General features: G+C 31.6%; 15 protein-coding genes. All 15 read left to right on the forward strand.

All coding sequences use genetic code 11. From position 1 onward, the window contains the following. Window positions 1-13: 13 nt before the first annotated feature. On the forward strand, window positions 14-1,054 hold the full coding sequence (potA, locus tag ABWP20_RS14400) for a spermidine/putrescine ABC transporter ATP-binding protein (RefSeq protein WP_353096692.1): 1,041 nt from the start codon (window positions 14-16) through the stop codon (window positions 1,052-1,054). After that, window positions 1,051-1,890, forward strand: a complete 840-nt coding sequence (locus tag ABWP20_RS14405; RefSeq protein ID WP_353096693.1) for an ABC transporter permease — start codon at window positions 1,051-1,053, stop codon at window positions 1,888-1,890. The genes potA and ABWP20_RS14405 overlap by 4 nt, the downstream gene beginning before the upstream one ends. After that, window positions 1,884-2,669: an ABC transporter permease gene (locus ABWP20_RS14410; protein ID WP_353096694.1), complete on the forward strand. Its 786-nt coding sequence runs from the start codon at window positions 1,884-1,886 to the stop codon at window positions 2,667-2,669. The genes ABWP20_RS14405 and ABWP20_RS14410 overlap by 7 nt, the downstream gene beginning before the upstream one ends. A gap of 2 nt (window positions 2,670-2,671) precedes the next feature. After that, on the forward strand, window positions 2,672-3,715 hold the full coding sequence (locus tag ABWP20_RS14415; protein ID WP_353096695.1) for an ABC transporter substrate-binding protein: 1,044 nt from the start codon (window positions 2,672-2,674) through the stop codon (window positions 3,713-3,715). 170 nt (window positions 3,716-3,885) lie between these two features. Next, window positions 3,886-5,445 carry a protein adenylyltransferase SelO gene (locus ABWP20_RS14420; protein ID WP_353096696.1) on the forward strand — a complete coding sequence of 520 codons (1,560 nt, stop codon included), beginning with the start codon at window positions 3,886-3,888 and terminating at the stop codon, window positions 5,443-5,445. Window positions 5,446-5,595: 150 nt separating this feature from the next. Next, window positions 5,596-5,745 (forward strand): hypothetical protein, encoded by a 150-nt coding sequence (locus ABWP20_RS14425; protein ID WP_353096698.1) that lies wholly within the window; start codon window positions 5,596-5,598, stop codon window positions 5,743-5,745. 366 nt (window positions 5,746-6,111) lie between these two features. After that, window positions 6,112-6,780, forward strand: a complete 669-nt coding sequence (locus tag ABWP20_RS14430) for a Crp/Fnr family transcriptional regulator (protein ID WP_353096699.1) — start codon at window positions 6,112-6,114, stop codon at window positions 6,778-6,780. A gap of 299 nt (window positions 6,781-7,079) precedes the next feature. After that, entirely contained in the window at window positions 7,080-8,012 is a 933-nt protein-coding gene (locus ABWP20_RS14435; protein WP_353096700.1) for an ABC transporter permease, read from the forward strand. Between the two features lie 25 nt (window positions 8,013-8,037). Then, on the forward strand, window positions 8,038-9,213 hold the full coding sequence (locus ABWP20_RS14440; protein WP_353096701.1) for an ABC transporter permease: 1,176 nt from the start codon (window positions 8,038-8,040) through the stop codon (window positions 9,211-9,213). Window positions 9,214-9,228: 15 nt separating this feature from the next. Continuing rightward, on the forward strand, window positions 9,229-10,227 hold the full coding sequence (locus tag ABWP20_RS14445; protein ID WP_353096702.1) for an ABC transporter ATP-binding protein: 999 nt from the start codon (window positions 9,229-9,231) through the stop codon (window positions 10,225-10,227). 16 nt (window positions 10,228-10,243) lie between these two features. Continuing rightward, complete coding sequence (locus ABWP20_RS14450; RefSeq protein ID WP_353096704.1) at window positions 10,244-11,230, forward strand: ABC transporter ATP-binding protein; 987 nt, start codon at window positions 10,244-10,246, stop codon at window positions 11,228-11,230. A gap of 46 nt (window positions 11,231-11,276) precedes the next feature. Next, window positions 11,277-12,947, forward strand: coding sequence for a peptide ABC transporter substrate-binding protein (locus ABWP20_RS14455; RefSeq protein WP_353096705.1), 1,671 nt, complete (start codon window positions 11,277-11,279; stop codon window positions 12,945-12,947). Window positions 12,948-13,066: 119 nt separating this feature from the next. After that, a complete protein-coding gene (locus ABWP20_RS14460) occupies window positions 13,067-14,269 on the forward strand; it encodes a metallophosphoesterase family protein (protein WP_353096706.1) in 1,203 nt (400 codons plus the stop codon). A 62-nt stretch (window positions 14,270-14,331) separates the two neighbouring features. Then, window positions 14,332-15,018 carry an MgtC/SapB family protein gene (locus ABWP20_RS14465; protein WP_353096707.1) on the forward strand — a complete coding sequence of 229 codons (687 nt, stop codon included), beginning with the start codon at window positions 14,332-14,334 and terminating at the stop codon, window positions 15,016-15,018. 60 nt (window positions 15,019-15,078) lie between these two features. Next, window positions 15,079-15,649: PLP-dependent aminotransferase family protein (locus ABWP20_RS14470; RefSeq protein WP_503012543.1), on the forward strand; the 571-nt coding region annotated here is incomplete at its 3' end.

Below are 15,649 nucleotides of genomic sequence, written 5' to 3' on the forward strand. Positions count from 1 at the left end.
TGGGGGGAATAAAATGCATGCTATAGAATTAAAAAACATTAGAAAAGAATTTAGTGGAGTTACAGTTTTAGAAGACATGAATTTGTATATTAGACAAAATGAATTTTTAACTCTTCTAGGACCAAGTGGATGTGGAAAGACAACTACCCTTAGAATAATAGGTGGATTTGAGGAACCGACTAAAGGTACAGTTTTATTTGAAGAAAAAAATATTACAGAATTGCCACCATATGAAAGACAGATAAACACTGTATTTCAAAAATATGCTCTTTTTCCGCATTTAGATGTATATGATAATATAGCTTTTGGATTAAAAATAAAGAAAATGCCAAAAGATGAAATAGATAAAAGAGTTAAAGAGATGTTAAGGCTTGTAAATCTTCAAGGATTTGAGAATAGAACAATTAATTCACTAAGTGGTGGTCAGCAACAAAGAATAGCCATAGCTAGAGCTTTAGTAAATGAGCCTAAAGTGCTTTTATTAGATGAACCACTTGGGGCATTAGATTTAAAGCTTAGAAAAGAAATGCAGATAGAACTTAAAAATATGCAGAAGAGAGTAGGTATAACCTTTATATATGTAACTCATGACCAAGAAGAAGCATTGACAATGTCAGATACTATAGTTGTAATGGACAAGGGAAAAATTCAACAAATAGGTACACCTGTTGATATATATAATGAGCCTAAAAATGCTTTTGTTGCAAAATTTATAGGTGAAAGTAATATTATAGATGGGATTATGCATGAGGATTTTTTAGTCGAATTTTCAGGAAGGAATTTCCAATGTGTAGATAAAGGTTTTAGTAAAGATGAAGAGATAGAAGTAGTAATAAGACCAGAAGATATTGAAATAGTTTCAGTAGGAGAAGGAAGCTTAAAGGGAGTAGTTAATTCTGTTACATTCAAAGGCGTTCACTATGAAATGATAGTTAAGTCTAAGGATTTTGAGTGGATGATACACAGTACCATAATGAAGGCTGTAGGTACTGAAATAGGAATGAATGTATTACCTGAAAATATTCACATAATGAAGAAGGTGAAAGAAGAATGAAGATGAAAAAAGTTGCTTATCCTTACATTATTTGGATGGCTATCTTTATCGTAGTTCCACTCTTACTTATAATGTATTTTGCATTTACTAGGGGAGACAGTCAAAATTTTGCTACTTTCCAATTTAGTTTAGATAATTTTAAAAGATTTTTTACTCCAACTTATTTAAAGGTATTAGGTCGTTCAGTTAATTTGGCCTTTATTTCAACAGTTGTTTGTTTAGTACTTGGATATCCAATGGCATTTATTATCTCAAAAGAGAAAATAAGAAAAAGAAATATTATGATTTTGATGTTTGTTATACCAATGTGGATGAATTTTTTATTAAGAACTTATGCTTGGCTTACTTTATTAGGTAGAAATGGTTTTATAAATTTTTTGGTTACAAAACTAGGATTTAAGCCACTTGAGTTAATGTATAATGATAAAGCAGTTTTACTTGGAATGGTATATAATTTTCTACCATTTATGGTTTTGCCTATTTATTCCGTATTGACAAAAATAGATAATAACTTAATTGAAGCTGCAGAGGATTTAGGTGCCAATAAAGTTAAGGTATTTACAAAGGTCATAATTCCACTTAGTATCCCAGGAATTATAACAGGAATCACTATGGTATTTATACCAGCTGTAAGTACATTTATAATTTCAAGCTTATTAGGTGGAAATAAATATAATTTAATTGGAAATCTTGTAGAACAGCAATTTAGGTGGACAGGAGATTGGCATTTTGGTTCTTCCATGTCTATAATCTTAATGGTATTTATCCTTATAACGATGGCAATTACATCTAAATTTGATAAGGAAAAAGAAGGCGGAGGTGGGGGACTATGGTAAATAAAGGATTAAAAAAATTATATACTTTTTTGATATTTGCATTTCTATATGCCCCTATCATTGTTTTAATAGTGTTTTCTTTTAACAACTCCAAATCAAGGGGAGTATGGGCTGGATTTACACTAAAATGGTATATAGAATTATTTAAAGATGCTGAAATACTAAGGGCACTTTATTATACATTACTAGTAGCAGTACTTTCAGCAATTATATCTACAATTATAGGGACATTTGCTGCAATTGGTATTTATAATATGCCAGGATTAAATAAAAAAATAGTTCTTAACTTAAACTATATTCCAGTATTAAATCCTGATATAGTTACAGCAGTATCTTTAATGGCTTTATTTAGATTTTTGAAAATAGAGTTTGGATTTACTACTATGCTTTTGTCTCATATTACTTTTTGTACACCTTATGTTATATTATCAGTATTACCTAAATTAAAGCAGATGAATAAACATTTAGCTGAAGCGGCTATGGATCTTGGTGCCACACCGCTATATGCTTTAAGAAAGGTAATTATACCGGAGATAATGCCAGGGATAATAACTGGTGGATTAATGGCATTTACATTATCCGTAGATGATTTTGTAGTATCTTTTTTTAATACTGGAAATAGTGTTTCAAACTTGAGTATTGAAATATTTTCTATGACAAGGAGAGGAATAAATCCTGTAATAAATGCATTGTCAACTTTAATGTTTGTTAGTTTAATGATAATGCTATTAATAATAAATAAAAGAACAGAAAAAAATGAAATAGAAAGAGGTGCTTAAATTTGAAAAGAATAAAATCAAAGGTAGTCATTTTACTTGTAGTTATAATCGGAATTGTTTCAGTTGGGTGCGGGGATAAAAGGCCAACAATTAATGTATATAATTGGGGAGATTATATAGATAAAGATGTAATTAAAGATTTTGAAAAAGAATATAATATCAAGGTAAATTATAGTATGTTTGCAACTAATGAGGACTTATATGTAAAATTAAAGCAAGGTGGAAGCAGCTATGATGTAATATTTCCATCTGATTATATGATTGAAAGAATGTTAAGAGAAAATATGCTTGCTAAACTAGATAAGAATAATATACCTAATCTAAGCAATGTAGATGATAAATTCTTTAATTTGGATTTTGATCCAACTAATGAATACTCCGTACCTTATATGTGGGGAACAGTAGGCATAATTTACAATAAAACTATGGTAGATGATGTTGTAGATAGCTGGGATATCTTATGGAATGAAAAATATAAAGAGCAAATAATTATGTTAAATAGTCAAAGGGATACCCTTGCAGTTGCATTATTAAAGCTTGGATACTCTATGAATACAAGGAATGTAAAGGAATTAGAAGAAGCAAAACAAGAATTAATTAAGCAAAAACCACTAGTGTATGCTTATCAAGGTGATGAGGTAAAAGATGCTATGGTAGGTGGGGATGCAGCTCTGGCTGTAGTATGGTCAGGAGATGCAGTAGCTATGATTAGGAATAATCCAGACTTAGAGTATGTAATACCAAAGGAAGGAACAAATCTTTGGTTTGACAGTATGGTTATACCAAGTACGGCAAAGAATAAGGAAGGTGCCGAGGCTTTTATTAATTTCATGTGTAGACCAGATATTGCAGCAAGAAATACGGATTATATAGGATATTCAACTCCTATACCAAAGGCAGTGGAAATGCTACCAGATGATATAAAGGACTCTAAAGTTGCATATCCTTCTGAGGAAAAAATCAAAAATACTGAGATATTTAAAGATCCAATGGATATCATACAGGAATATGATAGAATATGGACTGAAATAATGTCAGGACAATAGAAAACATAAAAGTTGAAACACTGGATTACAGTAACAATATGTGATCCAGTGCTTTTATATAAATAATATCCTAGAGTTAGTTATTTAAGCATAACTATTTTCTAAGTTTTATGAATATCATTTAAGTTTATGATAAAAATATAATAAGATAGATGAAATAAAAGGTGACATTGATAATAGTAAATTTGTTCAAAGGGTATAATAAAATTACAGAGGTAGACACTAAAAGAAATGATTTATATAAAATCATAGAAAAAAGGAGAAAGGTAGATACGATGACAATAGAAACAGGATGGAATTTAGATAATAGTTATATGAATAATCTTCCAGAATTGTTTTTTACTAAAGTGAATCCAACCCCTGTAAGTTCACCAAAAATGATTATTCTCAATTACCCATTGATAAGATATTTAGGATTAAATGCCCAGATACTTCAGAGTAATGATGGTGTAGCTATATTTGCTGGAAATAAGATTCCAGAAGGAGCTATGCCGCTTGCGCAGGCTTATGCAGGTCATCAATTTGGTCATTTCACCATGTTAGGAGATGGCAGAGCTATTTTAGTTGGAGAGCAGATTACACCTTTGGGAGAACGGTATGACATCCAATTAAAAGGTTCAGGTAGAACGCCATATTCTCGTGGAGGAGATGGGCGAGCAGCACTTGGACCAATGCTTAGGGAGTATATTATAAGCGAAGCTATGCATAACCTTGGAGTTCCAACAACGAGGAGTCTAGCAGTAGTGACAACGGGTGAATCAATAATCCGTGAAACTCGTCTGCCAGGAGCGATTTTAACACGGGTGGCCGCTAGTCATTTACGGGTCGGTACTTTTCAGTATGTTGCAAAATGGGGTACAGTGGAGGATATAAGAATACTTGCAGATTATACAATAAAACGGCATTTTTCATATATAAACCATGATGACAGCCCTTATCTATCATTACTTCAAGAAGTAATAAAGCGACAAGCAGCTCTTATTGCTAAATGGCAGCTGGTGGGTTTTATTCATGGAGTAATGAATACTGATAATATGACTATAAGCGGAGAGACTATTGATTATGGTCCTTGTGCTTTTATGGATACCTATGATCCAGCAACTGTATTTAGTTCTATTGACATTCATGGGCGCTATGCTTATGGTAATCAACCTAATATTGCTGCATGGAATCTTGCGAGATTTGCTGAAACTCTATTACCTTTATTAGATGAAAATCAAGAGAAAGCTGTTAAGTTGGCTCGGGATGCCATTTTAGATTTTGAAAAGTTATATCATAGAAACTGGCTTACAGGAATGAGGGCAAAGTTGGGAATATTTAATGAAGAGTTAGAGGATGAATCCCTTGTTGAAGAACTCCTTAATATAATGCATAAGTATAAAGCAGATTATACCAATACATTTGTGGCTCTTACTTTTGAAAAGTCACCTTTATTTAGTACTGATGAATTTCTTAAATGGCATAGAAGATGGAAAGATAGACTAAGTAGGCAGCAGGAACCCAATGATTCATCTCAACAGCTAATGAAAAATTCTAATCCTTCTATAATCCCTAGAAATCATCGAGTGGAAGAAGCATTGGAAGCTGCAGTAAAACAAGGAGACTATAGCGTACTTGAGCGCCTTCTTGACGTTCTTTCAAATCCTTATGACCATTCTCCTAAACAGGCTGACTATTCCACACCACCTGAGCCATCAGATCGTCCTTATAGAACCTTTTGTGGAACTTAATTCAAAAATATTATTTATTTACGTTAGTTCACTATGTGTAATATATTACACACAGTGAACTGTATTATATGGCAATTTTTCAGAAAGAGATAAGATTTTTATAGATATATATAATTATCCTATATTAAAGATTTCAATGGAAATTATCTGATGGAAAAGTATGAACAAGCTAAAGATGGTGCATACTTTCATACTTCCATTAAGGAATTTTGTACGATGCCTGTATCTGGTAGAAAGATAAAGGGACTTGCATATAGAATTTTGCTCATTATGGAAATTATAAAGATATTGAAAAAATAGAGCGAAGAAATTTAATCAAACACCTTGAAAAGCACAATCAATATGGAATATCACTTTATCAAAAAATACTATAATGAACCAGTGGAATTAATTCCATTAACATAGAGAAAGAGGCTGTATATATTCTTTTAGATTAGGGTAACTGGCTTAGAGATATCATATAAAGATATTACAGAATACATACTGAAATCATGTTAGAATAGTAGAATATCACTGGAGTTTAAGATGCTATAAGATAGATGTTTTAAACTTCGGTGATATTTTTATTTGAATGATAAAATTTTAATAAATTATATAATGTATTCGACAAATAAATGTCGAGAAATGATATAATATGACCAAGGGATGTTTAAATGGGGTGATAAAATGTATAAGGCTTTTTTTGATATGGACAGAGATAGGGTAATGAAGAAGGTTTTCTTAGATATTAGTAAACAGGGAATTATCAAAAAATATCCGAAAAACAGTATAATAGAAATACAGGATAAAAAATTTTACATAGTGATAAAAGGAAGAATTTGTTATTCATTCTATAGTATAGAAGGTGGAGAAAAAATCTTCTATTTTGTTAGTGGCGGTGGGGTGTTTGGGGAGTTAGAATATTTTGAAGAGTGTAGAAGTGAGCTAGTAGTAAAAGTCACAAGAGATAGTGAAATATCAATATTAGATGAAGAGCAATTAGAGCAAATTTTTTTGGAAAATCCAGAAATATATAGATATATTATTTACAATCTAACAAGAAAGCTAAGAATATTAATGTCTGTAATGGTAAATATGACTTTTGGTGATTCTAATGGAAAGGTCGCTGACACTTTGGTTAGATGGTTTTATCAAGAGGGGTCAATAGGTGATCAAGACGTAAAAATAAGAAAGCGATTTACGCATGAGGAAATTTCTAAGATACTTGGATGTTCAAGGGCTACGGTAACTAAGGCTTTAAGTGAATTTCAAGATAAAAATTTAATAAAAATCAATGGTGATCAAATAACAATAAAGGATATTGAGGGATTGTCAGAATATATAACTTGGAGATGAGATTAAAAATAAACTCCTATAATAGTAAGTTAACTTACTATTATAGGAGTTTATTTCTATAAATATCTGGGATATTAATTTATTAAGATAAAAACAATTTAACAATGTATTGCAGAACACAGAAAATAGTGTATTTATAAACTATAATATTGATTGATAATTCACAAAATACTAAATATCATGTTAAGGGAGGTATGTCTATATAAAGACTGATTCAGATTAAAATCTAATAAAGTGCTACTAATTTAACGAGGAGGTGAAGTTAGTTAATATTATTTTATATATTAACTATAGGAATTATGGCGAAATATATTATAAAAAGACTTGGTTATTTAATCTTTACTTTATGGATTATTATAACAATTACATTTTTTCTAATGCATTCTGTTCCTGGTGGACCGTTTAGCGTTGAAGATGGAGATCAATGGATGTCGCCAGCAGTGCAAAGGGCAATATTAGAAAAATATCATCTTAATGAACCTATATCTAAACAATATTTTGATTTTTTAAAAGGCATAATAAGATTTGATTTAGGGCCTTCATATGCTTATGAAGGAAGGACGGTAACAGAATTAATAGCTAGAGGATTTCCAGTCACCATAAGGATGGCAGTTCTTCATATTGTTTTGATTATAGTATTTGGAGTTCCTTTAGGAGTAGCTGCTGCCTTAAAAAGAAATAGCTATTTTGATAGGGGAATTATGTTTATTACAACATTGGGTAAGACACTACCAGGATTTGTAAAGGCTACTTTGATTTTATATATATTTGCTTTTAAATTAGGTTGGTTTCCTATATTCGGAATCAATGATGGGTTTAAGAGCTATATACTTCCTTGTGTAGCCATGTCATTAGGATCAATTGGTTCAATGACCAGATTAAATAGAGCATCGATGCTAGACGTTATGGGACAGGACTATATTAGAACTGCAAGGGCAAAGGGATTAAGTGAAATAAAGATTAAATATAAGCATGCATTAAGAAATGCATCTTTACCAATGGTAACAAGTTTAGGTGGGAATATTGCCAGTGCTCTAACAGGTTCTTTTGTAATAGAGAAGATATTTGCTTTACCAGGTGTAGGTGGTTATTTTGTTAAGGCAGTTGGAAATAGAGATTATACTACAATTATGGGTGTTACAATATTTTCTTCTCTCATTTCATTAATTATGGTACTTATAGTTGATATATGCTATGTAGTTGTAGATCCAAGGGTTAGTATAGATAAATAATTAGAAAGGGAGGGAGAACGTAGAGATGGAGAAAATAGATAAAATCTCTCAAATAAGTCCAGAACTATGGAAACCGATTGAGAGACGTGAAGTAGTACAAAGTATAGCAGGTAAATCCTTAACCCACTGGCAGGATGTAAGGAGAAGATTTAGGCAAAATAAATTATCTGTTCTTGGCGTATTTATAATGTTGTTTTTAGTACTTGTAGCCATTTTTGGTCCTTATATTTCCTCATATAATTATTCTGACCAGAATATTGATTTAAAATCAATACCACCAAGATTTCCCATACGAAAGCTCAATGAAGATACTTATTTTTATCTAGATCCAGTTATGGGAGCTTTTATAGTTACAAAAGATGGACGATTATTAGAGAAAGTCACAGATGTTACAGAAAATGTTCAAGAAAAGAATAGAATATATAATATTAGTGGAACAGAAGTAATATTTGATTTTAATGAAAAGCCTTATCAAATAAAGAATTCACAAGGTGAAGAAATTAAGGTTTATAAAAAGGTTTTAAATAAATTACATATATTCGGTACAGATGATTTAGGAAGGGATATATGTGTTAGGATAATTTACGGAGCTAGGATATCTATGATAGTTGGTGTAGTTTCCGCTATATCGAATTTGACTATAGGAGTTTTATATGGAGCTATATCCGGCTTTGTAGGTGGAAGAACAGATATGATAATGATGAGAATAAGAGAAATTTTAAGCTCTATACCTAGATTGCTGTACGTCATTATTTTGATGCTTATATTCGGTTCTGGAGTTAAAACCGTTGCGATTACCATTGGATTAACTTCTTGGCTTGGCATGGCAAAAATGGTAAGGGGACAAGTCTTATCTCTCAAAGAAAGTGAATATGTTCTTGCAGCTAAGACCGTTGGAGCAAGTACGTGGAGAATAATTACAAAGCATCTTATACCAAATACTCTTGGTATAGTAATCATAGAAGCAGCTATGAGAATACCAAATTCAATATTTACTGAAGCTTCTTTAAGTTTTGTTGGGTTGGGAGTATCTGCACCTCAAGCTTCTTGGGGAACCCTTGCTAATGAGGCTTTGCCAAGTCTTATGATTCATCCATATAAATTGTTTTTTCCTTCACTGGCAATATGTTTGACGGTTTTATCTTTTAATTTTGTCGGGGACGGATTAAGAGATGCATTAGATCCAAAATTACGCAAATAGAGAAGAGGTGACTAAATGACTGAAAAACTATTAGAAGTTAAAAATTTAGAAACATCGTTCTACACATATTTAGGAGAAGTAAAAGCTATAAGGAATATTAGTTTTGATGTGAAACCTGGTGAAACTTTGGGAATAGTAGGAGAGTCTGGAAGTGGAAAAAGTGTAACAGTGTTGTCTATAATGAATCTTTTACAATATCCTGGTAAAATAAAGTCAGGTGAGATTAATTTTAAGGGGCAGAATTTAGCCCCCAAAAACCAAAGAGAAATGAGAAGGATTAGGGGTAAAGAAATATCTATGATTTTTCAAGATCCTATGACATCTCTAAATCCAGTTTACACAATTGGAAATCAGATAGTAGAAACGATAACAGAACACCAAAAGACTAGCAAAAATAAAGCAAAAGAAATAGCAATTAATATGCTTGAACTGGCTGGAATACCTTCCCCAGAGAAACGATTTTACAATTATCCATATGAAATGAGCGGTGGAATGAGACAAAGAATTATGATAGCTATGGCATTATCTTGTCAACCAGATTTATTAATAGCTGATGAGCCTACTACTGCATTGGATGTTACTATACAGGCCCAGATTTTAAGATTGATGAAAGAATTAACTACGAAAGTTAATTCATCTATAATATTTATTACCCATGATTTAGGAGTAATTGCGGATTTGTGTCAAAGAGTAATTGTAATGTATGGAGGATTGATAGTGGAAATTGGAACAGTGAGAGACATTTTTTATAATCCTCAACACCCATATACAAAAGGACTATTAAAAGCAGTACCAAGTATAGACTTAGACAAATCTGAAAGATTATTTACTATACATGGTAATCCTCCAGATTTGCTTAATCCACCTGCTGGATGTCCTTATGAGGAAAGATGTGAATATGCTATGGAAATCTGTTCTAAGTATCAGCCTCCTTATTTTGATATTACCAGTGAACATAAGGTAATGTGCTGGAGATTACATGAAGATTGTCCTAGTACAACTAAAATTAATTAGTAAAGGAGGGATTGATATGGAAGATAGAGATATTGTATTGCAAGTTAAAAATTTGAAAAAATACTTTCCTATAAAAGAAGGTTTTTTTACTAGAAAACCAATTTATCTAAAGGCTGTTGATGGAGTAAGCTTTGAAATAAGAAAGGGAGAAACATTTGGTTTAGTTGGTGAGTCTGGATGCGGAAAGACAACTGCAGGAAGGACGATTATTAAGCTTTACGAACCTACAGATGGAGAGGTGATATTTGAGAACCAAACCGTTAGTAGAATGAATATGAGAAATATAAGGAAAGATATGCAAATGATTTTTCAGGATCCTTATGGCTGTCTTAATCCTAGAATGACAGTATCTGAAATATTAGCTGAACCTTTAGAGATTTATAAGGTAGCCAGTGGTATGGAAAAACAAAATATGGTATATGATGCTTTAGCCAGAGTAGGACTAAGTAAGAAATTTGCTAACAGATATCCTCATGAATTTAGCGGTGGACAAAGACAGAGGGTAGGTATAGCAAGGGCATTAATGCTAAATCCTAAATTGATTGTTTGTGATGAGCCTATATCTGCTTTAGATGTTTCTGTTCAAGGCCAGATTGTAAATATGCTACAAGATTTACAGGAAGACCTAGGATTAACATATTTATTTATAGCTCATGATTTGGCTATGGTTAAGTATATATCTGATAGGATAGGAGTTATGTATCTTGGGAAAATTGTTGAGATATCTGAAAGTCATGAGCTATATGATAATCCAATACACCCATATACTCAAGCTTTACTTTCATCAATTCCTATTGCAGATCCTGATGCTTCAGCAAAAATGAAGAGAATAGTTTTGCAAGGGAGCGTACCTAGCCCTATATCGTCACCATCAGGATGCAAATTTAGAGCTAGATGTAAATTTGCCAAAAGTATTTGTGAAGAAATAGAACCAGAATTAAAGCAAGTATCTGAGGGGCATAGAGTTGCTTGCCATCTAATTAATGAAGATAATCGGATCTAGTATTTTAGCTATATTTAAATATAAAAAATTAAAGGGAGTGAGACTAATGAGTAAAAAATATCTAGCTATTGTTATGTGCATGGTTTTAGTTTCTACTACATTGATAGGATGCGGCAATAAGATGGATGTTACCACTGATAACCCTGCCGAAGGAGGGACAAATAGAGTATCTAATTTTAAAGAGCCAACGAGATTTACATGGCGTATTTCTACGGATCCACCTACTTTAGACCCACAAATTAATAATAAAAGTGTGGGTAATACAGTTATTGATAATATATTTGAAGGACTAATCAGAGAAAATGAAAAATTAGAAATTGAACCTGCTCTAGCCGAAAGGTGGGATATTAGCGAGGATGGACTTATATATACTTTTCATTTAAGAAAGAATGCAAAATGGTCAGACGGGCAACCAATTACAACAAAGGATTTTCTATATTCTTGGAAAAGAGCGTTAAGTCCCGAAATGGCAGTACCAAAAGCAGGAGATTATTTCATCATAAAAAATGCAGAGAAATATTATAAAGGGGATATTGAATTATCAGAAGTAGGGTTTGAAATGCCTGATGATTATACAATAAAAATCGAATTAGCTTTTCCAATTCCAGAAGATGAGGTATTATATGAGCTTACATCCTCGGTTTTCTTTCCTCTAAGAGAGGATATAATAGCAGCAAATCCTGATAATTGGACTACCAGCCCTGAAAAAATTGTAACTAATGGACCTTTCAAGATGAAAAGTTATAAGATGAATGAGGAATTGGTATTAGAAAAAGATGAAAATTACTGGGATAAAGCTAATAAAGCAATGGTAAATGAATTACGTTTTGTATTTATTGATGATGGCTTAACTACATTGAGAGCATTTGAAGCAGGAGAAATAGATGGATTTACTGGAGTTCCATCTGAGGAAATACCAAGGCTTACGATGGAAAGTGACGAGTTTTATCTTTTACCCAAAATAAGCTTTTCGTTTTTTGCACTTAATGTAAATAAAGAACCTTTAAACAATAAAAAGATTAGGGAAGCTCTGGTACTAGCAATAGACAAAGTAAAATTAGCGGAAGCTTCAGTATCAGGATTATCTAAGCCTGCGACAGGACTTGTACCTTTTGGGGCTACATCAATTGGTAAAGACTTTAGAACAGAAGCAGATAAAGATGGTCCATTATCACCACCTAATGGTGATATTGAAAGAGCAAAAGCTGCTTTAAATGAGGCAGGATATCCAGATGGCAAAGGCTTTCCTAAGATAGAATACTTATATAATGCAAGTCCATCAAATAAGCAAATGGCTGAAATGTTACAGGAAATGTGGAAGAAAAATTTAAATATTGAAGTTGAACTTACGAATGTTGAATATAAGGTAGAATCAGAGAGAAGACATAGTGGAGAATTTCAACTGGCGAGATCAACTTGGAATGGAAGTCGTTTCCCATTTTCATTCTTAAGTATTTATGCAACTGGAGATTATAATAATAATCCTCATTATAGCAATCTTGAGTATGATGCATTAATAAATAAAATAAGAGCAGAAATAGATTTAGTCAAGAGAGATGAATTGCTTCATCAGGCAGAGCAATTTATAATTGATGAACATATAGTTTGTCCAATAAGTTATGGTACTTCTTCTATGCTATTGAGTAGCAGAGCTAAAGATATTAGAGTTACACCTACGGGTGGAGTAATATTTTATCATGTATATATAGAGAATTAATTTAGAATTAGATTAAGATATATTTTAAGCTTATAACAAAACCCAAAAAGAGAACTTTTTTAACTTACTAAAGGAAATTTCTTTTTGGATTTACATTAAAAAGGTAAGGTGAAAACACATTGAGAGATTATTTGAAAGTAATAGACTTCATTAATGAAACTAAATCTAAATTTTTAAATAATAGATATGTTAATGTAGATGAAGCTATAAATGATTATTTCAAGACTATTAGTCTAGTATGGGAAGAAATAGATAATGTAAATGAACAAGATTTAACAAATATGTACAAAGTACATGAATTTTTAATCAATGAGGTTTGTAATATTCATGATAGAGAAAATAGCAATATTAATGAAGAAGTTTTCAAACAAAACATTAATATCAAAATAGCTAGTGCAAAACTTGAAGATGGTAAAAGAGGCTGTAACATGTATTCATTTAATGATATGGATTATGAGTATTATTTAATAGGTGATATACATTCGGATACTATTAGCCTTAGAAGAATTTTAGAAAAAACTGATTTTTTTAATAAGGTTTTGAGAAAAGAAAAGGTTAGGTTAATTTTCTTAGGAGATTATGTTGATAGAGGAAAAGAGCATCTTAAAACTTTACAATGTCTTTTAACTTTAAAATATATATTTACAGAAAACATATTTCTTCAAAGAGGTAATCATGATGGAGGCTCTTTTGTAGATGGACAAGTAAAAATGTGGGTTAGAAAACCAGAGAAAGATTTGGAAAAAGATTGGTTTCTTCTATATTTGTATAATCTAGCAAATTCAAATAAAACTTTTAATATTGATATTATTGATAAATATTTAGGTTTATTTGATAGTTTAAGTAATGTTTCATTTATATGTAATGAGAATATAGCTCTGATGGCAGTTCATGGGGGGATACCAAGACCTAGAAAAGGAGAGGGAAAATTCTTTAGTTATATAAATAGTATTTCAGACCTTACTAATGAAAATATACTAGACTATTTAAATGGCTCAATAATAAAAAATATGATGTGGAGTGATCCTTCTGTTAGTAATGAAAATCTTAAAGAAGATAATGCAAGGTTTAGATTTACTGAAGAGCATTTCAAAGAGTTTAGAGATTTAATAGGATTTGATATTTTTGTTCGTGGACATCAGGCAGAACCAAAAGGATATCATAAATTTTTCGATGATAGATTAATTACAATTTTTTCAAGCGGGGCTATTTTAAATAATGAGGAGAATATAAACAATGAAACTGCTTATGGTAATGTAGAACCAAAGATACTAAATATAAATAAAAAAGGTGAAGTTTTAATTTTAGATTTAAACTCTTAGGAATAATAAGATACTAAGAATTTATTAAATAGATGTTAGACCAATTAAAGGGGTCGGGACTTATGATTAGTAATAGAGAAGTAATATTAAGGATTGTATTATCTACCATAATTGGTGGTTTAATTGGAATGGAAAGAGAAGCCAATAATAGACCAGCTGGGTTGAGGACTCATGTTTTAGTGAGTGTTGGTTCTGCTTTGATAATGCTTATTTCTATGTATGGGTTTTATGATTTTAAAACTGGATTGCGAATTGGAGATCCATCCAGATTAGCAGCACAGGTAGTAAGTGGAATAGGGTTTTTAGGTGCAGGAACTATAATAAGAACAGGAAGCCATATAAAAGGACTTACTACTGCTGCTAGTTTATGGGTATGTGCGGGAATAGGTTTAGCTATTGGGAATGGTTATTATTTGGGAGGATTATTAACGGCAACTGTAGTGCTTCTAACCTTAGCAAGCTTGAGTGTTTTTGAGAAAAGGATATTCAAAACGAAATATAAAAATTTAGAAGTTGCAGCCATTGATAGAACGGGGCTTATTGGGGAAATTGGAGTTTTATTAGGTAGATATAATATTGATATTATTGATATTTCAATTGTAAATATAAATGATAATGGTAGAAACAATGCTATACTAACATCTTGTATCAAAGTAAGACTACCAATTTCCATAAATTTGGAGAACTTTTTCCAGGACATGTATAATATTAATGGAATATTAGAGGCCATATTTATTGAGGGGAATTAAGATTAAGTATAGGATTGATTTTAAAAAAGATATGAAATAATGAGAGGAGAGTAAAATAAAATGGATTTTTCAAATTTAACTAAGTATGACCCTGAAGTGATGGACATTGTTGAAATGGAATTAAACAGGCAACAAAAACATATTGAGCTTATAGCCTCAGAAAACTTTGTAACTCCACAAGTAATGGAAGCAGCTGGCAGCTATTTAACAAATAAATATGCAGAGGGATATCCAGCTAAAAGATATTACGGAGGATGCGAAATAGTAGATAAGGTTGAGGATTTAGCTCGCGATAGAATGAAAAAAATATTCGGAGCTGATCATGCCAATGTACAACCACATTCAGGTTCTAATGCTAATTTAGGAGTTTATTTTGCAGTATTAAAACCTGGTGATAAGGTATTAGGTATGAATTTATCACAAGGTGGTCACTTAACTCATGGTAGTCCAGTTAATATCTCAGGTACCTACTTCAATTTTATAGCTTATGGAGTAAATAAAGAAACAGAGACAATAGATTATGATGAAGTTAGAGAAATTGCTTTGAGAGAAAAACCAAAGATGATAGTAGCTGGCGCCAGTGCATATCCTAGACAAATTGATTTTGCAAAGTTTAGAGAAATTGCAGATG

This window comes from Tissierella praeacuta (assembly GCF_040396155.1).
Taxonomy (GTDB): domain Bacteria; phylum Bacillota; class Clostridia; order Tissierellales; family Tissierellaceae; genus Tissierella; species Tissierella praeacuta_A.

What these genes read in the sequence shown, in the direction of transcription:
- potA (WP_353096692.1), top strand. Translation starts at nt 14, where the DNA reads ATGCATGCTATAGAATTAAAAAACATTAGAAAAGAATTTAGTGGAGTT.
- ABWP20_RS14405 (WP_353096693.1), top strand. Translation starts at nt 1,051, where the DNA reads ATGAAGATGAAAAAAGTTGCTTATCCTTACATTATTTGGATGGCTATC.
- ABWP20_RS14410 (WP_353096694.1), top strand. Translation starts at nt 1,884, where the DNA reads ATGGTAAATAAAGGATTAAAAAAATTATATACTTTTTTGATATTTGCA.
- ABWP20_RS14425 (WP_353096698.1), top strand. Translation starts at nt 5,596, where the DNA reads ATGGAAAAGTATGAACAAGCTAAAGATGGTGCATACTTTCATACTTCC.
- ABWP20_RS14430 (WP_353096699.1), top strand. Translation starts at nt 6,112, where the DNA reads ATGTATAAGGCTTTTTTTGATATGGACAGAGATAGGGTAATGAAGAAG.
- ABWP20_RS14435 (WP_353096700.1), top strand. Translation starts at nt 7,080, where the DNA reads ATGGCGAAATATATTATAAAAAGACTTGGTTATTTAATCTTTACTTTA.
- ABWP20_RS14440 (WP_353096701.1), top strand. Translation starts at nt 8,038, where the DNA reads ATGGAGAAAATAGATAAAATCTCTCAAATAAGTCCAGAACTATGGAAA.
- ABWP20_RS14445 (WP_353096702.1), top strand. Translation starts at nt 9,229, where the DNA reads ATGACTGAAAAACTATTAGAAGTTAAAAATTTAGAAACATCGTTCTAC.
- ABWP20_RS14450 (WP_353096704.1), top strand. Translation starts at nt 10,244, where the DNA reads ATGGAAGATAGAGATATTGTATTGCAAGTTAAAAATTTGAAAAAATAC.
- ABWP20_RS14455 (WP_353096705.1), top strand. Translation starts at nt 11,277, where the DNA reads ATGAGTAAAAAATATCTAGCTATTGTTATGTGCATGGTTTTAGTTTCT.
- ABWP20_RS14465 (WP_353096707.1), top strand. Translation starts at nt 14,332, where the DNA reads ATGATTAGTAATAGAGAAGTAATATTAAGGATTGTATTATCTACCATA.